Origin of the sequence: Amycolatopsis magusensis (assembly GCF_017875555.1) — a bacterium.
In the GTDB taxonomy this organism is placed as follows: Bacteria; Actinomycetota; Actinomycetes; order Mycobacteriales; family Pseudonocardiaceae; genus Amycolatopsis; species Amycolatopsis magusensis.
Genome location: NZ_JAGGMS010000001.1, coordinates 7,210,177 through 7,226,016 on the forward strand (window position 1 = coordinate 7,210,177; position 15,840 = coordinate 7,226,016).

Genomic DNA, 15,840 nt, shown 5'->3' on the forward strand with positions numbered 1-15,840 from the left:
AAATGGCGAGAATGCCCGCGATGGAAGCGGTGGTCGAGGTCCTCAAGTCCGAGGGCGTGGACACCGCGTTCGGCTGCCCCGGCGCCGCGATCCTCCCGCTGTACAAGGCGATGGCGGTGCGCGGCGGGATCGAGCACCTGACCGTGCGCCACGAGGAGGGCGCCACGCACATGGCCGACGGCTGGGCCCGCACCAACGGCCGCGTCGGCCTGGCGATCGGCACCTCCGGCCCGGCCGGGACGAACATGATCACCGGGCTGTACACCGCGATGGCGGACTCCGTGCCGATCCTCTGCGTGACCGGGCAGGCGGCGTCGTCGAAACTGCACCAGGAGGCGTTCCAGGCGGTCGACATCGTCGAGATCGCCAAGCCGGTGACCAAGTGGGCGGTGCAGATCAAGGAGGCGGCCACCGCGCCGTGGATCTTCCGCGAGGCGTTCCGGATCGCCCGCTCCGGCCGCCCGGGCCCGGTGCTGGTGGACATCCCGGTGGACGTCGCGCAGCAGCTGATCGAGTACGACGCCTCGATCGACGCGCCGCTGCCGGTGGAAGCCGTGCACCCGCACCAGCCGCGGGTGGAGCGCGCGCTGGAGCTGTTGCTGGCCGCGGAGAAGCCGCTGCTGCTGGCCGGTGGCGGGGTGATCATCGCCGAGGCCGCGGCCGAACTCCGTGAGCTGGCCGAGTACCTGAACATCCCGGTGCAGGTCACGCTGATGGGCAAGGGCGCGATCGACGAGGACCACCCGCTGTTCGCCGGCACCACCGGCGTGCAGACCTCGCAGCGCTACGGCAACGCGTCCTTCCTGGAGTCCGACACGGTGCTCGCGGTGGGCGCGCGCTTCGGTGACCGCCACACCGGCACGCTCGAGGTCTACCGCGGGGAGCGCAAGTTCATCCACGTGGACATCGAGCCGACGCAGCTGGGCAAGGTGTTCCCGCCGGACCTCGGCGTGGTGTCCGACGCGAAACTGTTCCTGCGGGCGTTGTTGCGCACGGCCAAGGCCCGCGACGCGGCCCGGCCGGCGGGTGGCTGGGTGTCCCGCGTCGCCGAACTGAAGGCGACGCTGGGCCGCCGCGAGGACTTCGAGACCACGCCGATCAAGGCACCGCGGGTGTACAAGGAGATCAACGAGGTCTTCGACGAGGACACCTACTTCGTCACCGCGATCGGGCTCTACCAGATCTGGGGCGGGCAGCACCAGAAGGCGTACCGGCCGCGCCGGTACCAGATCTGCGGCCAGGCCGGGCCGCTCGGCTGGGAGATCCCGGCGGCGATCGGCGTCAAGAAGGCGGCCCCGGACGCCGAGGTGGTCGGCATCGTCGGCGACTACGGGTTCCAGTACCTGGTCGAGGAACTGGCCGTGGCCGCGCAGTACCACGTGCCGTTCGTGCTGATCATGATCAACAACGAGTACCTCGGGCTGATCCGCCAGGCGTCCATCCCGTACGAGATGAACTACCAGGTGGACATCCACTACGACGAGTACGGCACGGACAACGTCAAGGTGATGGAGGCCTACGGCTGCGCCGGGCGCCGCGTGGTCGAACCGGGCGACATCCGCGACACCATCGAATGGGCGCGCAAGGAGGCCGTGGCCACCTCGCGGCCGGTCCTGGTGGAGATCATGATCGAACGGGAGGCGAACACCCCGCACGGCCCGGCGATCGACGCGGTCAGGGAGTTCGAGCCGCTGCCATGACGGTGCTGATCGCGCCGGATAAATTCAAGGGCTCGCTGACCGCCGCTGAGGTGGCCGCAGCCGTGGCCGCCGGGATTTCCGGGGTGTGCCCGGAAATCCCGGTCCGGTCGCTGCCGGTCGCCGACGGCGGGGAAGGCACGGTCGACGCGGTGGTGTCGGCCGGTTTCCGCCGGGTGCGCACGGTGGTGACCGGCCCCGCCGGGCAGCCGGTCCGCGCTTCGCTGGCGTTGCGGGACGACACCGCGGTGGTGGAATTGGCCGAGGCGTCGGGCCTGCACCGGTTACCCGGCGGGCCGATTCCCTTGAGCGCAACCAGCGCGGGCACCGGGGAGCTGATCGCGGCGGCTTTACGGGCGGGACGCCGCCGGGTGGTGCTCGGCGTCGGCGGCAGCGCTTGCACCGACGGCGGTGCGGGCCTGCTGTCCGCACTGGGCGCTCGCCTGCTCGACGCCCAGGGCAGGGAGCTGCCACCCGGCGGGGCGGCCCTGCTGGACCTCGACCGGCTCGATCTGTCCGGTGTGGACCCGCGTCTGTCCGAAGTGGAGTTCGAGCTGGCGGGCGACGTGGACAACCCGTTGCTGGGGCCGAGGGGTGCGGCCGCGGTGTACGGGCCGCAGAAAGGAGCCACCCCGGAGCAGGTCGAACTGCTGGAGCGGGCGCTGAGCAGATGGGCATCCTTCGTCGGCGCCGAGTACGTGGACGCACCCGGCGCGGGTGCCGCGGGTGGGGTCGGATTCGCCGCGCTTTCCCTGCTGGGCGCCAGAATGCGCCCGGGTATCGAGGTGGTGCTGGACCTGCTCGGGTTCGCTGACGCGGTCTGCGGCGCCCGGTTGGTGATCACCGGTGAAGGTTCGCTGGACGAGCAGACCTTGCACGGCAAGGCACCTTCAGGCGTCGCCCGGGCCGCCGGGGACGTTCCGGTGCTCGCGGTCGCCGGACGGTGCCTGCTCTCCCCCGCGCAACTCGCGGACGCCGGATTCCGGGCCGCCTACGCCCTCACCGACCTCGAACCGAACCCGGACCGGTCGATGTCGAACGCCGCCGAACTGCTCCGGCGGCAGGCCGCGCGCCTGGCACGGGACCACCTTCAGGGGTAGGTCACCGAGCAGACGCGGGCTTCGGCGGCGCCGAACCCGTCGCGGAAGGCGGCTACCCTGGCGAATCCGGCGGGCAGCGCCTCCCCGCGCGCGTCGGCGGCGATCAGGCTGGCCGGGGCGAGCATTTCGGCGACCGCCTCGTCCAGGTCACCGGGTGACAGGCGCAACGGCACGTCCGCCGCGGAACTCAGGGTGGACGCCCAGAACCCGGTCAGGCAGGCGGTCCGCTGGGCCGCCACCGGGCCTTCGAGCAGGTGCCCTGCCTCCTGCTGGACCGACAGCGTGTACCGGGAGGCGACCTCGGCGAAAGCGGCGAAGTCACCGAGCCCGCCGGGACGCCCGCGCCGCGGCGGCGTGCCGATCCGCACCAGTTCGGGCAGGTTCAGCCCGACCTGGTTGGACGCCGAGCAGAAGGCCGCGGGGCTGCCGGTCGGCTCGCACAGCGTCGCGCCGGTGGTCAGCGCCGGGGCCGAGCGGGTCTGGTCGAACGCCTGGCGCAGGCTCGCGGCCAGGTCCTCCTGCGCCTCGCGGCTGTCCAGGCGCAGGTTCGGCTCGCCGGAAGCGGTGGACGCGGACTCGCGCTGGGTGCTGCGGGCTTCGATCTCGGCCGTGTCGATCCGGGCGCAGCGGGCCGGTCCGTCGGTGAAGCCGATCTGGAAGGCGGACACGCGGTCGAAGGCGTTGCCGTGCGCCCCTTCGGCGTCGAAGGTGACCTCGGCCGAATCGCGGATCAGGAACAGGGTGGACAGCGCCTGGTTGAGCCCTTCGCCGGTGGTGATCCGGAACGCCGGTGAGTCCCCTTCGGCGACCCAGCGGAAGTAGGCGCCGGTGTAGCAGTCGGCCTGCTGCTCCTTGACGATGGTCGGTGTCCGCTCGGCCACGCCGAGCCGGAACTGCACCGCGTGGCCGAGTTCGTGCGCCAGCACGGTCAGCACCGCCACCGGGCCGAAGGAATCCCGCAGTTCCGGCAGCAGTTCGCCGCGGTCCCAGGCGACCACGTCCGGTACGCCACCGCAGTAGAAGGCGTTCACCAGGCCCTCGGTGGTGGATCCGCACACCTCCGGACCGGGTTCGCCGGAGTCGTAGGACAGGAGCCGGATGACCGGGACGTACTCCTGCCCGAAGGTCTCCGGCAGCCGCGCGGCCCAGTACCGCTCCACGTCGGCCACCGCGGCGGTGGCGAGGGCGTCGATCTCCCCGCCGTCGCTGCCGTCGACCTTCAGGTTCGCGGGCGGGGCGCCCGGCTTGAGCCCGCTCGGGCCGTCCGTGACGCCGAGTCCGACGACCGCGGCCGGGTCCTCCCGCCGTGCCTTCCCTTCGATCGGCACGGTGCACCCGGCCAGCAGCACGGCCAGGAGCGCGAAGGCGATTCCGGTGCGCCGCATGGCTCCACCTCCTGCCAGGGCACACGGAACCCGGCCGGACGCGGTTCGAGGACTGCCTTGTGATCCGGATCACTGGTAGCCCTGCCAGTGCGCCCGCGCTACGGTGGGCACCGCCCGAGCAACCCCCAGGTGTGGAGCGTGCCGTGTCGACCGTCGTCGTTGTGCTGTCCATCCTGCTCGCCGCGGTGTTCCTGGGCTCCGGCCTGGCGAAGCTGGCCAACGTGGACGCGATGAAGAAGTCCGCCGAGCAGCTCGGGTACTCGCAGAACCTGAGCCGGCTCATCGGCGCGCTGGAAGTCGCCGCGGCGGCGGGCCTGATCATCGGCCTGTTCTGGACCCCGATCGGCCTGGCCGCGGCGATCGGCCTCACCGTCCTGATGCTCGGGGCGGTGTACTACCACGTCCGCGCGAAGGACGCGCCCGCCCACATCCTGCCCCCGGCCCTGCTCACCCTGACCTCGGCCGCGACCGCGGTGCTGATCGCCCTCTGAGGTTCGCGGGCGGGGTGCTGCTCGACGCCGCCGGGCTCGCCGCGCTGATCGCGGCGGCCCGCGGCGAAGCCGAGTTCGACGGCACCACGGCGAAGATCCGCCTGAGCACCACGAGCGAGATCACCGACGGAAGCGGCACCGTGGTGTGCACCGGCGAGTTCCGGTGGAGCGTCCGGCGGGGACCCGGAACTACTTGAGCACCAGGGGAAGCCGGCGCACGCCGGTCATCGTCGGCGCCGGGATGAACTCCGGGGCGTGCGCCGGATCCGTGCGCAGCCCGGGGAACCGGTCGAGCAGGATGTTCAGCGCCACCCGGCCCTCCAGCCGGGCCAGTGGCGCGCCGAGGCAGAAATGGATGCCGCGGCCGAAGGCGATCTGCGTGTTGGGCTCCCGGGTCACGTCGAACACGCCCGGCTCGGTGAAGTGCGCCGGGTCCCGGTTCGCCGCGGCCAGCCACACCAGCATCATCTGGTCCGCGCCGACGGTGGTGCCGCCCAGTTCCACCTCGGTGTTGGTGACCCGCGCGGTGGTGGCGAACGGGCTGAGGAAGCGCAGCGACTCCTCGATCGCGCCGGGCACCAGGCCGCGGTCGGCGAGCACCTTCGCCTTCTGCTCCGGGTACTCGTCCAGGCAGAGCACGGTGTTGCCGAGCAGCATCGTGGTGGTGATGTGCCCGGCGATCAGCAGCACGTTGGCGAAGTTGACCACCTCGCGGTCGGTCAGCTTGTTCCCGTCCACCTCGGCCTGGACCAGCTTGCTGAGCAGGTCCTCACGCGGGTGCCGCCGTCGTTCGGCGGCGTGCTCGCCCAGGTAGTCGGACAGGTGGCCGAGCTGCTCCAGCGCGGCCTCCATCTGCTTGTCCTGCTCTTCGCTCTGTTCCACCAGCGAGAACTGGCCGGAGCGCTCCAGCAGCTTGTCCACCCACTCCTTGAACAGGTTCCGGTCCTCGGCGGGCACCCCGAGCAGTTCGGCGATCACGATCACCGGCAGCGGATAGGCCAACTGGGAGACCAGGTCGATGCGCTCGCCCGCGTCGTCCAGCAGTTCGTGGGTCAGCGCCGCGATCCGCGGCTCCAGGTCGGCGATCACCTTCGGCGTGAACGCGTGACTGACCAGCTTCCGCAGTTTCTGGTGCTGCGGCGGGTCCAGCGAGATGATGCTGCCCTCGGTGAACTCCGAGCGCTCCGGCAGCAGGCGCGCGGTGTCCGAGGAGTACGTCGCCGGGTCGCTCAGCACCCGCACGACTTCTTGGTAGCCGTAGACGTTCCACATGCCCTTCTGCTCGTCGTAGGTCACGGGCCGCTCGGGCAGCCGGTCCCGCAGCCAGAACTGCTCGGGGTTGATCCCCCACCGGTCCGCGAGCTGCGTGCCTGCTGTTCGGGTCATGACGAAATCCCCTTCTCCTGTGGTGAATCCGCTCAACCGGGGTCGCTCGAGTAGATCGACTTCCGGTAGGTGTCGGCGAGGTCGCCGTACAACGCGACGAACTCGGCCGCGGCCGGCTCGACGCGAACCGCTTCTGCGTGGTCAGCCTCTGGGGGCTCGAACGCGGTCCGGATGGTGTGCGCCAGCAGCCGCGACCTGGTCGCCAGGTCCAGCCCGGCGCCGGTCGCCAGGTCCAGCGAGTCGTAGAGGAAGTACCCGCTGAGCGTGGCCTGCAGCGCGAACTGGATGCCCGGCAGGTCACCGCGCAGCAGCCCGTAACGCACCATCAGCTCGAACCCGCGTTCGCCGGCGAGCAGTTTGTGGCTGCGCAGCGAGCTGTCGGCGAGCTTGCCGAGCAGTTCGGTGTCCTGCAGGACCACCGCGGCGACCAGCGGCCGCTCGGTGGTCACCTCGAACACCCGCGCGTAGAAGCGGTGCGGGGTGATGAGGCCGGGGTCGGCCCGCAGCCCGTCCAGCAGTTCGTCGATCACGATGATCGACTCGCGCATGAACAGCGCTTCGAACAGGTCCTGCTTGGCGCGCCAGTGCAGGTAGACGGTGCCCTTGCCGACACCGGCCTTCTCCGCGATGTCGCCGATGGTCAGCTTCGAGTACCCGTGCCTCAGCAGCAGCGCACCCGCCGCGTCCAGAATGCGATCTGCCCGTCCTCGCACGTCAACCTCTCTGTTTTGACCAGAAGTTCAAATCTGGTCATCCGGTCATGACGGCAATGTAGGCCCCTCGGCGCCCGCGCGGCAAGGGGTTGACCCCAGTTGCCGGAGAATGGGAAGACGCCCACCACTCCGGAGGTCCCCGTGGTCACTGCCCACCCGCTGGTCCGGCTCCTGCCCGAGGCCGCGGTCGACGACCCGGACGTGCTCGCCGCCTACCGCCACGACCGGGCTTCCTTCTGCCCCAGCGGGGAACCGGCGGTCCTGGTGCGCGCGCGGAGCACCGAAGAGGTTTCCGTGGCGCTGCGCTGGGCCTACGAGCACGAGGTCCCGGTGGTGCCGCAGGGCGCGCGGACCGGGCTGTCCGGCGCGGCGAACGCGCTCGACGGCTGCGTGCTGCTGTGCCTGGAGAAGATGGACGAGATCGTCGAGATCGACGTGCCCGAGCAGCTCGCCGTGGTCCGGCCGGGGGTGCTCAACGGCAGGCTGGCCGCGGCGGTGGCCGAGCGCGGCCTGTACTACCCGCCCGATCCGGGGTCGATGGAGATCTCCACGATCGGCGGCAACGTGGCCACCAACGCCGGGGGCATGTGCTGCGTGAAGTACGGCGTCACCGGGGACTTCGTGCGCGGGCTCCAGGTCGTGCTGGCCGACGGGCGGGTGATGCGCACCGGCCGCCGCACCGCGAAGGGCGTCGCCGGGTACGACCTGACCAGCCTGTTCGTCGGTTCGGAGGGCACGCTCGGCGTGATCACCGAGATCACCCTCGCGCTGCGGCCCGCCGCGCGGCGCCCGCTGACCGCCGTCGCGTTCTTCCCCGGCCCGGCCGACGCCTGCCGCGCGGTGGCCGCCTACCTCGGTGACGGGCACCGGCCCTCGGTGCTGGAGTTCATGGACGCCGAGACCGTGCGGGCCGTGTCCGCCTTGGTGGACCTGGGTTTCCCGCCGGACGTCGGCGGGGTGCTGATCGCCCAGTCCGACGCCGGGGCCGCCGCCGCGGACGAACTGGCCGCCTTCGAACGTGCCGCGCTCGACTGCAAGGCCGACGAGGTGGTGGTGGCCGACGACCCGGCCGAGGGCGAGTTGCTGATGCAGGCGCGGCGCCTGGTCGGCCCGGCGCACGAAGCGCTCGGCACCAGCCTCGTCGACGACGTGTGCGTGCCGCGCGGCAGGCTCGCCGAGCTCGTCGACGGGCTCGACGGGATCGCCGCCGAGCACGGCGTGCGGATCACCTGCGCGGGGCACGCGGGCGACGGGAACATGCACCCCTCGGTCATCTTCGACGACACCGACCCGCGGCAGGTCGCCGCCGCGCAGGCCGCGTTCGCCGCGGTGATGGACCTCGGGCTGCGGCTGGGCGGCACGATCACCGGCGAGCACGGCGTCGGTGTGCTCAAACGCGACTGGCTCGCGCGCGAGCTGGACGACGCGGCACTGTGGACGCACCGGCAGCTCAAGGCGAGCCTCGACCCGCGCGGGATCCTCAATCCAGGACGGGTTTTCGCCTGACGCGCCGGATTGTCGGTGCGCACCGCTAGGGTCCCCGACATGAATCGTGTGGGCGTGATGATCCCGTGCCGGCTGCCGCCGGCGCGGCTGGTCGGCCTGGTCCGGCGGGCCGAGGAAGCCGGTCTCGACGAGGTGTGGGTGGTCGAGGACTGCTTCTACACCGGCGGGGTGGCCACCGCGGCCGCCGCGCTGGCCGCGACCGAGCGCATCACCGTCGGCATCGGCGTGCTGCCGACGGTGGCGCGCAACCCGGCCATCGCGGCGATGGAGCTGGCCACCCTCGCCGGGCTGCACCCGGGGCGGCTGATCGCCGGGTTCGGCCACGGAGTGCCCTCGTGGATGCGGCAGATCGGCGCCTATCCCCCGTCGCCGCTGGCCGCGCTGCGCGAAACGCTGACCGTGGTGCGGGGGCTGCTCAACGGCGAGCGGATCTCCTTGCAGGGCAAGCACGTCCAGCTCGACGACGTGCAGCTGGAGTTCCCGCCCGAGGTGGTGCCGCGGGTGCTGAGCGGGGTGCGGGGGCCGCGTTCGCTGGCGGTGTCGGGGGCCGCGGCGGACGGCACGATCCTGGCCGAGCCGTCCAGCCCGGAATACGTGCGGGCGGCGCTGGCCAGCATCGCCGAGGGCGCGGGCGAGCCGGGTGCGCCGGAGCACCATTCGATCGTCGCCTACAACTGGTTCGCCCTGGACGAGGATCCGGCGCAGGCACGGGCGCGGGTGCGGCCGTGGGTGGTCGGCTGCCTGCGTGAGTCGACCGCGCCGCACATCCGGCCGCTACCCTTCGCCGGAGACCTGCTGTCGCTGATCGAGCAGAAGGCGGACCTGGCGGCCGAACTGCCGCCGGAGTGGGTCGACCGGCTCAGCATCTCCGGGAACCTCGAGCGGTGCGTGGAACAGGTGCGCGCCCTGCACGGGGCGGGCGCGGAGTCCGTGGTGCTGATCCCGGTCGGGGACGAGGAGCAGGCCGTGGCGGCGGCGGGGGAGGTCGCGGCGGCGGCGAGGAACTGAACCCGGGGTCGCCGCCACTGGGGTCGGCGCCACCGGGGTCGCGGTCCCGGGAATGATCGCGGCATGAGCGAATTCGACATTCCCGGGACCGAGGTGCTCGAAGCGCGGCAGAAGCTGGTCCTCGACCACTTCCACGACGAGGTCGCCCAGGACTGGGACGCCACCCTGTCGACCTTCCCGCACCCGCACTACGAACTGATCGCCACGATGACCGTGCACGACGGCGACCACGCCGTGCGCGACTACTACCAGGCCACCCGGGCCGCGTTCCCCGACCAGCGGCACGAACTGATCGCCCTGCGCCACAGCGCGGACGCGGTGATCGTGGAATTCTGGCTGCTGGGCACGCACCTCGGCCCGTTCGGCAAACTGCCCGCCACCGGCTCGCCGTTCCGCGTGCGCATGACCGCGTACTTCGTCTTCGACGCCGAAGAAAAGCTGGTCTGCGAACGCATCTACTTCGACTCGCTGTCCATGCTGAAGCAGCTCATCGGCGGCGTCGACAAGAAGAACCCGAAAAACTGGCCGCTGCTGCTGAAACTCGTGCGCGGCCTGCTCACCATGGCAGGCGAACCCGCCGACCCACGCCTCACCGACACCACCGCCCCCACCCTCCGCCCCCTCCCCTGACCCCCACGTTCAGGAGTCCGAACCCCACGTTCAGGAAGCCGAGTTCCACACTCGCGCAGCCGAACCCCACACTCGCCCCATCCGCCCCCGAAGCCACCGATGACACGAATGTGGCTTTGGGGGCCGAATCCGCCCCGAAAGCCACATTTGTGTCCCCGGCCACGTCACCCTCAGCCGGTCACACCGGGCAGGCCGGGCGGTTGTCCGGCTCCGGGTCCGGCCAGTAGCCGAACGACGGGCGCACCGGGCTCAGGAGCCCGGCCGAGTAGCCCCGCGCGCGGATGGTGGCGTCGGAGTAGCTCTTGCCCAGTTCGAGCCCGCCGATGTTTTCCAGTTGTGCCACCGGTTCGTCGAAGTAGACGTGCTCGCGACCCTTGGGCTGCAAGCACTTCGACGGCACGAACGACCAGACCCCGTAGCTCTGGCCCGCCCGCGGCGCGCTGATCAGCGCCACGGACCCGTCCACCGTGACGTACCGGTAGCTCACCTTCGCCAGGTCCAACCGCACCCGCTGGCCCGCGTCCACCACATCGGGGCCGTCGCCGACCCTGGTGTAGTTCAGCGACGGCGTGCACTCGGCCGACGCGGTCAGGTGCACCCCGGTGCCGAAGGTGATCCGCCGCCAGCCGGTGCTGCCGTCGACGGTGACCTTGCGGACCGAATGGAACGGCGCGTTGATCGCCCCGACCCAGTCGCGCCAGCGATCGGCGTCGATGCCGCAGCGCTCCGGCACCCCGTCCAGTCCCCCCGGTTTGCTCGCCTTGGTCAGGTTCGCGCGCAGCACCCAGCCGACCGGGGTGGCCATCGCGTGCGGCGCGTTCACCTGGACGCGCGCCCACTCGCCGCAGTACGCGGTCACCTGCACCGGATCGCGGTCACGGGCGTTCGCCAGCACGAGCCTGCCCGGGTACTCGCGCACGGTGGCGCGGTCCCCGGCGATCGTGTCGGCGACCGCGTTCGTGCTGCCCGCCGCGGGCGTCGTGAACGCCCCCGCCGCGAGCAGTGCGACGAGCGCCACGACGCCGCGGCGGCTCTTCCTGTTCACCCTGTTCCTCCCTTCACCGACTACTGCGCCGCAGCGAACCACCCCGCGGCGAGCCGGATCGGGGAAACTGCACGGGTGGCACAGAGCCCTGCACGCGCGGACCGCCACCTGGCGGGGGATTCCCGCCGCGTGGCTGGCCGGGCACGGCCGAAGATGACGGCAGGACCCGAGCCGAGGGAGAACCGATGACCACGACCGCCCCAACCCCGCCGCCGTTCGACGCCGAACTGGCCGCCGCGCTGGAGGTGCTCCGTGAACAGATGCCCACCCGGTTCGCCGAAGTGGACATCCCCGCCCGCCGGGCCGAGTACGCCGGCCGCGAACTGACCGACGAGGACCTGCGCCACGGCGGCGACTTCGAGTTCGAGGAGCTCACCGTGCCCGGACCGGCGGACGGGCCCGAGGTGCGGTTGCTCGTCTGCCGTCCCGTCCGGGCCGCGGCCGGCGCGATCTACTACGTGCACGGCGGCGGCATGATCCTCGGCAGCGAGCGCTCCCCCGACCTTGCCTACGCCCTCGACTGGGCCGCCGAGCTCGGGCTTGCCGTGATCTCGGTCGGCTACCGGCTCGCCCCGGAGCACCCGCACCCGGCGCCGGTCGAGGACTGCTACGCCGGGCTGGAGTGGACCGCCGGGCAGTTCGGCACCGGTCCGATCGTGCTCGCCGGGGTCAGCGCGGGCGGCGGGCTCGCCGCGGCGACCGCGCTGCTCGCGCGTGATCGCGGCGGCCCGGAGCTGACCGCGCAGATGCTGCTGTGCCCGATGCTCGACGATCGCAACGACAGCGCGTCAGCACGGCAGATGACCGGGCTCGGCATCTGGGACAGCGCCGCGAACGAGGTCGGCTGGACCGCCCTGCTCGGCGACCGGCGCGGCACTCCGGACGTGTCGCCGTACGCGGCGCCCGCGCGGGCCGGGGACCTGTCCGGCCTGCCTCCGGCGTTCATCGACGTCGGCTCGGCGGAGACCTTCCGCGACGAGGCCGTCGAGTACGCGACGCGGTTGTGGCAGGCGGGCGGGCAGGCCGAGTTGCACGTCTGGCCCGGCGGGTTCCACGGGTTCGACGGCCTGGCGCCGCAGGCCGCGGTCTCCGCGGCGGCACGGGCCCCGCGACTGCCGTGGCTCCGGCGCGTGCTCGGCGCATGATGGGGGGATGAAGGATCTCGTCGGCCGGTTGTCCGCCCTCGACCCGGACGCCGGCGCGGCGGTCAAGGTGATCGCCTACTTCGACCGGCTGGTCGAGTCGCGGGCCGGGCCGGAGGCGATCGTGCGGGGTGCCGCGGTGCTCGCCGGGTGCGTGGCGCGGCTGAGTGTGCCGGAACGCCGCCTGCGGATCCGCGTCGACCCCGACGGACAGCGACTCGGCGACGGCACCCCACCGGACCCGGACTGGCCGCACGCGGAACTGCGGCCCGGCGGGGAGTTCTGGCTGGAGCGGCCCGGGCCCGCCGGTCCGGTCGGCGCGATGGTGGTCGAACGCGCCGTCTCGGCCGTGCACGGCGTGCTCGACCGGACCGCCGCGCGGGAGCCGCGCGAGGTCGTGCTGGACGCGGCCGCGCCGGTGGAGTCGCGGCTGCGCGCGGCCCGGCGGCTCGGTCTCGGTGAGACGGCCAGGGCCGTCGCGCTCGACGCCGGCCGGTTCCGGGTCGAGTCCGCCGGTACGCCGATCCCCGGCGAGCAGCGGCAGGGCGTCGGACCGGTGGTACCCGTGCTGGAGCTGCCCTCGTCGTGGGCGGCGGCCCGGACCGCGCTGCGCTTCGCCGCCACCGAGCCCGACCCCGGCCCGCGCGTGGTGCACGCCGACGAGCTGGGCGGACTCGCCGTGCTGGCCACCGCCGTCGGGCCGGACACCGAACCGGCGCCGGACGTGCTGGCGCTGGACCGCGCCCGGTCGAGCGCGCCGTGGGTACTGCCGACGCTGGTCGCCGTGGCGGCCAGCCCGAGCCTGCGTACCGCGGCGAGCACGCTGGTGGTGCACCATTCCACCTTGCAGGAACGACTCACCCAGGGTGAGCACCTGCTGGGCTGGCCGGTCCGGGAACCCCCGGGACGGCTGCGCCTGCACCTGGCGATCGCGCTGTGGCGCCTGCACCGGAACTTGGGGTAACCGTGACCGACCTGTCCACCGCCCACACCGCCGACCTCGGCGCGGCCACGCTCACCGCCGTGCGCGGACTGCTCGACGAGGTCTTCGAGGGCGACTTCTCCGATGACGACTGGGATCACTCGCTCGGCGGTATGCACGTCCTGGTGCACGAGAGCGGCGGCCTGATCGGCCACGGCTCGATCGTGCAACGGCAGTTCGTCCACGACGGCCGCGCGCTGCGTGCCGGTTACGTCGAGGCCGTCGCCGTCCGTGCCGACCGCAGGCGGCGCGGTCACGCGGGCCGGATCATGGCGGAACTGGAGCGCATCGCCCGGAACGCCTACGACCTGGGCGCACTGAGCGCCAGCGAGGAAGGCATCGCGTTCTACACCGCGCGCGGCTGGTCGCGCTGGCAGGGCCCGACCTCGGTGCTCGCCCCGGAAGGCTTGCAGCGGACCGAAGAAGACGACGACTCGGTCTTCGTGCTGCCCGGAAGCACCCCGCTGGACCGCACCGGGGCGCTGAGTTGCGAGTGGCGCAACGGAGATGTCTGGTAACCGCGTCCACAAAGGACCGCCCACGGAACGACCCGGCCGCCGTAGCGGCGACCCGCCGCCGGCACAACCTACTTGCGTCGGTAAGTCACCAACCCAGCCAAGGTTCCGGCATCTCTTGACCATGTCCACCACCGGGCGTATGGTCTAGACCACATCGAGCGGAGACCCCGCAGAGGAACGCAATTCTCCCTTCCCCCATGGCTTCACTGAAGGAGCTGACATGACCGCCAAGAGGAAACTGCTCGCCGCCGCACTGGGTGCCGCTGTCGCCCCGGTCGCGCTGGTGGCCATTCCGGCCGGTACGGCCAGCGCCCACGGCTACGTCAACGCCCCCGCCAGCCGCCAGGCGCAGTGCGCGCAGGGCGTGGTCGAATGCGGTGCGATCTCCTACGAACCGCAGAGCGTGGAAGGCCCCAAGGGCCTGCGCGAGTGCAACGGCGGGGTGCCGCAGTTCGCCGAACTGAACGACAACAGCAAGCCGTGGCAGGCGGCTCCGGTCGGCCGGACGGTGAACTTCACCTGGACCTTCACCGCGCGCCACAAGACCTCGAACTACGAGTACTACGTGGGCGGGCAGAAGGTCGCCGACATCGACGGTGGCGGCCAGCAGCCGCCGGCCACGGTCACCCACGAGGTGAACCTGCCCGCCAGCGGCCGTCAGACCGTGCTGGCCATCTGGAACGTCGCGGACACCACGAACGCCTTCTACGCCTGCATCGACCTGCAGGTCAGCTGATCCACCCGCGGAGGGCGGCCGGGGAACGGCCGCCCTCCGCGCTGACTAGACTTTCGACCGTGGAAGCCGCGCTGGTACTGGAATTGCTGCGCGAGGTCGACGCGGCGGGCGCGCGGGTGTGGATCGGCGGCGGCTGGGGCGTCGACGCCCTGGTCGGCAGGCAGACTCGACCGCACGCCGATCTGGATCTGATCCACGACGAAACCGGTGAACCCGCCGCACTGGCGGTGCTGGCCGACGCGGGTTTCGCCGAAACGCTGAACTTGCGGCCCGTGCGGTTCGTCTGGGACGGTCCCGCCGAAGTGGACCTGCACCCGGTCACGTTCGCCGCGGACGGCTCGGCCACCCAGGCGGCCGACGACCAGGGCGCGACTTTCCACTACCCCGCCGACTGCTTCGTCACCGGCCGGATCGACGGCGTCGAAGTGCCATGTCTTTCCGTGGCCCAGCAACTGCGCTTTCACCAGGGCTATCCCCCGCGGGACCGCGACCGGCACGACATGGCCCTCCTGCGTGCCGAATTCGGCGTGAACCCCGCGTTCTAGGCCGGTGGTGTCCCGTCCCCGAACGGGCGCCCGCCCAGTTCTTCGCGCCCGTGCGGCGTCGCCCAGCCCGACAGGTCCGGTCCGGCCGGGACGATCCCGCTGGGATTGATGTTGTCGTGCACCACGTAGTAGTGGCGCTTGATGTGGTCGAAGTCGACGGTGTCGCCGAACCCGGGGGTCTGGAACAGATCGCGGGTGTAGGCCCAGAGCACCGGCATCTCGGTGAGCTTGAGCAGGTTGCACTTGAAGTGGCCGTGGTAGACCGCGTCGAAGCGGACCAGGGTGACGAACAGCCGGATGTCGGCCTCGGTGATCGTGTCACCGACCAGGTAGCGGCGGGATTCCAGGCGCTGGGACAGCTCGTCGAGCCGGTCGAACAGGCGGTTGAAGCGGCGGTCGTAGGCGGCCTGGTCGCGGGTGAAGCCGATGGCGTAGACGCCGTTGTTGATGTCGCGGAAGACCACCTCGTTGACCGCGTCGATCTCGGCACGCAGGTGCTCGGGGTACAGCTCGGGCGCGCCTTCGCGGTGGTGGGCGGTCCATTCCGTGGAGAAGTCGAGGGTGAGCTGCGGGTAGTCGTTCGAGACGAGCTTGCCGCTGGGCACGTCGACCAGCGCGGGCACGCTCACGCCACCGTCGTAGCCGGGCTCGGCGGCCTGGTAGGCCTCGGCCAGGAAGCGGATGCCCAGCACCGGGTCGCGGTCGCCGGGGTCGAGGGTGAAGCGCCAGCTGCGTTCGTCCTGGATGGGGTCCACCACGGCCATCGAGATCGCGTCCTCGAGCCCGAGCAGCCGCCGCACGATGATCGCGCGGCTCGCCCACGGGCACGCGCGGCTGACCACCAGCCGGTACCGCCCCGCCTCCACCGGCCACGGCGACGACCCGTCGGCCAGCGGCCGCCCCTGGAAGTGGTTCGGGGCCCGCTTGAACTCCTCAGCCATGCTTCCCACCCTAGC

General features: G+C 71.8%; 17 protein-coding genes. 12 read left to right on the top strand and 5 right to left on the bottom strand.

Annotation, left to right across the window (positions count from 1 at the left end; all coding sequences use genetic code 11):
- Positions 1 to 2: 2 nt before the first annotated feature.
- Both gcl and JOM49_RS31975 read left to right on the top strand, forming a co-directional pair.
- Complete coding sequence (gene gcl / locus JOM49_RS31970; protein ID WP_209667893.1) at positions 3 to 1,700, top strand: glyoxylate carboligase; 1,698 nt, start codon at positions 3 to 5, stop codon at positions 1,698 to 1,700.
- Positions 1,697 to 2,797 carry a glycerate kinase gene (locus JOM49_RS31975; protein ID WP_209667894.1) on the top strand — a complete coding sequence of 367 codons (1,101 nt, stop codon included), beginning with the start codon at positions 1,697 to 1,699 and terminating at the stop codon, positions 2,795 to 2,797. The genes gcl and JOM49_RS31975 overlap by 4 nt, the downstream gene beginning before the upstream one ends.
- Here JOM49_RS31975 and JOM49_RS31980 read toward each other — a convergent pair.
- Positions 2,788 to 4,182: a neutral zinc metallopeptidase gene (locus JOM49_RS31980; protein WP_209667895.1), complete on the bottom strand. Its 1,395-nt coding sequence runs from the start codon at positions 4,180 to 4,182 to the stop codon at positions 2,788 to 2,790. The genes JOM49_RS31975 and JOM49_RS31980 overlap by 10 nt on opposite strands.
- Before the next feature lie 143 nt (positions 4,183 to 4,325).
- Here JOM49_RS31980 and JOM49_RS31985 point away from each other — a divergent pair, with 143 nt between their 5' ends.
- Positions 4,326 to 4,673, top strand: a complete 348-nt coding sequence (locus JOM49_RS31985; protein ID WP_209667896.1) for a DoxX family protein — start codon at positions 4,326 to 4,328, stop codon at positions 4,671 to 4,673.
- Between the two features lie 14 nt (positions 4,674 to 4,687).
- A complete protein-coding gene (locus tag JOM49_RS31990; RefSeq protein ID WP_209667897.1) occupies positions 4,688 to 4,870 on the top strand; it encodes a hypothetical protein in 183 nt (60 codons plus the stop codon).
- Here JOM49_RS31990 and JOM49_RS31995 read toward each other — a convergent pair.
- On the bottom strand, positions 4,863 to 6,059 hold the full coding sequence (locus JOM49_RS31995; protein WP_209667898.1) for a cytochrome P450: 1,197 nt from the start codon (positions 6,057 to 6,059) through the stop codon (positions 4,863 to 4,865). The two genes, JOM49_RS31990 and JOM49_RS31995, sit on opposite strands and share 8 nt — an antisense overlap.
- A 32-nt stretch (positions 6,060 to 6,091) precedes the next feature.
- Positions 6,092 to 6,772 carry a TetR/AcrR family transcriptional regulator gene (locus JOM49_RS32000; protein WP_209667899.1) on the bottom strand — a complete coding sequence of 227 codons (681 nt, stop codon included), beginning with the start codon at positions 6,770 to 6,772 and terminating at the stop codon, positions 6,092 to 6,094.
- A 141-nt stretch (positions 6,773 to 6,913) separates the two neighbouring features.
- Here JOM49_RS32000 and JOM49_RS32005 point away from each other — a divergent pair, with 141 nt between their 5' ends.
- The 3 genes from JOM49_RS32005 to JOM49_RS32015 all read left to right on the top strand — a co-directional run bounded on the left by JOM49_RS32005 (position 6,914) and on the right by JOM49_RS32015 (position 9,916).
- Positions 6,914 to 8,278: an FAD-binding oxidoreductase gene (locus JOM49_RS32005; RefSeq protein WP_209667900.1), complete on the top strand. Its 1,365-nt coding sequence runs from the start codon at positions 6,914 to 6,916 to the stop codon at positions 8,276 to 8,278.
- Between the two features lie 39 nt (positions 8,279 to 8,317).
- Positions 8,318 to 9,286 (top strand): LLM class flavin-dependent oxidoreductase, encoded by a 969-nt coding sequence (locus tag JOM49_RS32010; RefSeq protein WP_209667901.1) that lies wholly within the window; start codon positions 8,318 to 8,320, stop codon positions 9,284 to 9,286.
- A gap of 63 nt (positions 9,287 to 9,349) precedes the next feature.
- A complete protein-coding gene (locus JOM49_RS32015) occupies positions 9,350 to 9,916 on the top strand; it encodes an ester cyclase (protein ID WP_209667902.1) in 567 nt (188 codons plus the stop codon).
- A gap of 178 nt (positions 9,917 to 10,094) precedes the next feature.
- On the opposite strand, the gene JOM49_RS32020 is transcribed toward JOM49_RS32015, so the two are convergent.
- A complete protein-coding gene (locus JOM49_RS32020; RefSeq protein WP_209667903.1) occupies positions 10,095 to 10,961 on the bottom strand; it encodes a hypothetical protein in 867 nt (288 codons plus the stop codon).
- A gap of 185 nt (positions 10,962 to 11,146) precedes the next feature.
- Here JOM49_RS32020 and JOM49_RS32025 point away from each other — a divergent pair, with 185 nt between their 5' ends.
- The 5 genes from JOM49_RS32025 to JOM49_RS32045 all read left to right on the top strand — a co-directional run bounded on the left by JOM49_RS32025 (position 11,147) and on the right by JOM49_RS32045 (position 14,884).
- Positions 11,147 to 12,106, top strand: coding sequence for an alpha/beta hydrolase (locus JOM49_RS32025; protein ID WP_209667904.1), 960 nt, complete (start codon positions 11,147 to 11,149; stop codon positions 12,104 to 12,106).
- 7 nt (positions 12,107 to 12,113) lie between these two features.
- Positions 12,114 to 13,067: a helix-turn-helix domain-containing protein gene (locus tag JOM49_RS32030; RefSeq protein ID WP_209667905.1), complete on the top strand. Its 954-nt coding sequence runs from the start codon at positions 12,114 to 12,116 to the stop codon at positions 13,065 to 13,067.
- Positions 13,040 to 13,603: a GNAT family N-acetyltransferase gene (locus JOM49_RS32035; protein ID WP_372444123.1), complete on the top strand. Its 564-nt coding sequence runs from the start codon at positions 13,040 to 13,042 to the stop codon at positions 13,601 to 13,603. The genes JOM49_RS32030 and JOM49_RS32035 overlap by 28 nt, the downstream gene beginning before the upstream one ends.
- A 220-nt stretch (positions 13,604 to 13,823) precedes the next feature.
- Entirely contained in the window at positions 13,824 to 14,339 is a 516-nt protein-coding gene (locus JOM49_RS32040) for a lytic polysaccharide monooxygenase auxiliary activity family 9 protein (RefSeq protein ID WP_209667907.1), read from the top strand.
- A 59-nt stretch (positions 14,340 to 14,398) separates the two neighbouring features.
- A complete protein-coding gene (locus JOM49_RS32045; protein WP_209667908.1) occupies positions 14,399 to 14,884 on the top strand; it encodes a nucleotidyltransferase domain-containing protein in 486 nt (161 codons plus the stop codon).
- On the opposite strand, the gene JOM49_RS32050 is transcribed toward JOM49_RS32045, so the two are convergent.
- Positions 14,881 to 15,825: a glutathione S-transferase family protein gene (locus JOM49_RS32050; RefSeq protein ID WP_209667909.1), complete on the bottom strand. Its 945-nt coding sequence runs from the start codon at positions 15,823 to 15,825 to the stop codon at positions 14,881 to 14,883. The genes JOM49_RS32045 and JOM49_RS32050 overlap by 4 nt on opposite strands.
- Between the last annotated feature and the right edge of the window lie 15 nt (positions 15,826 to 15,840).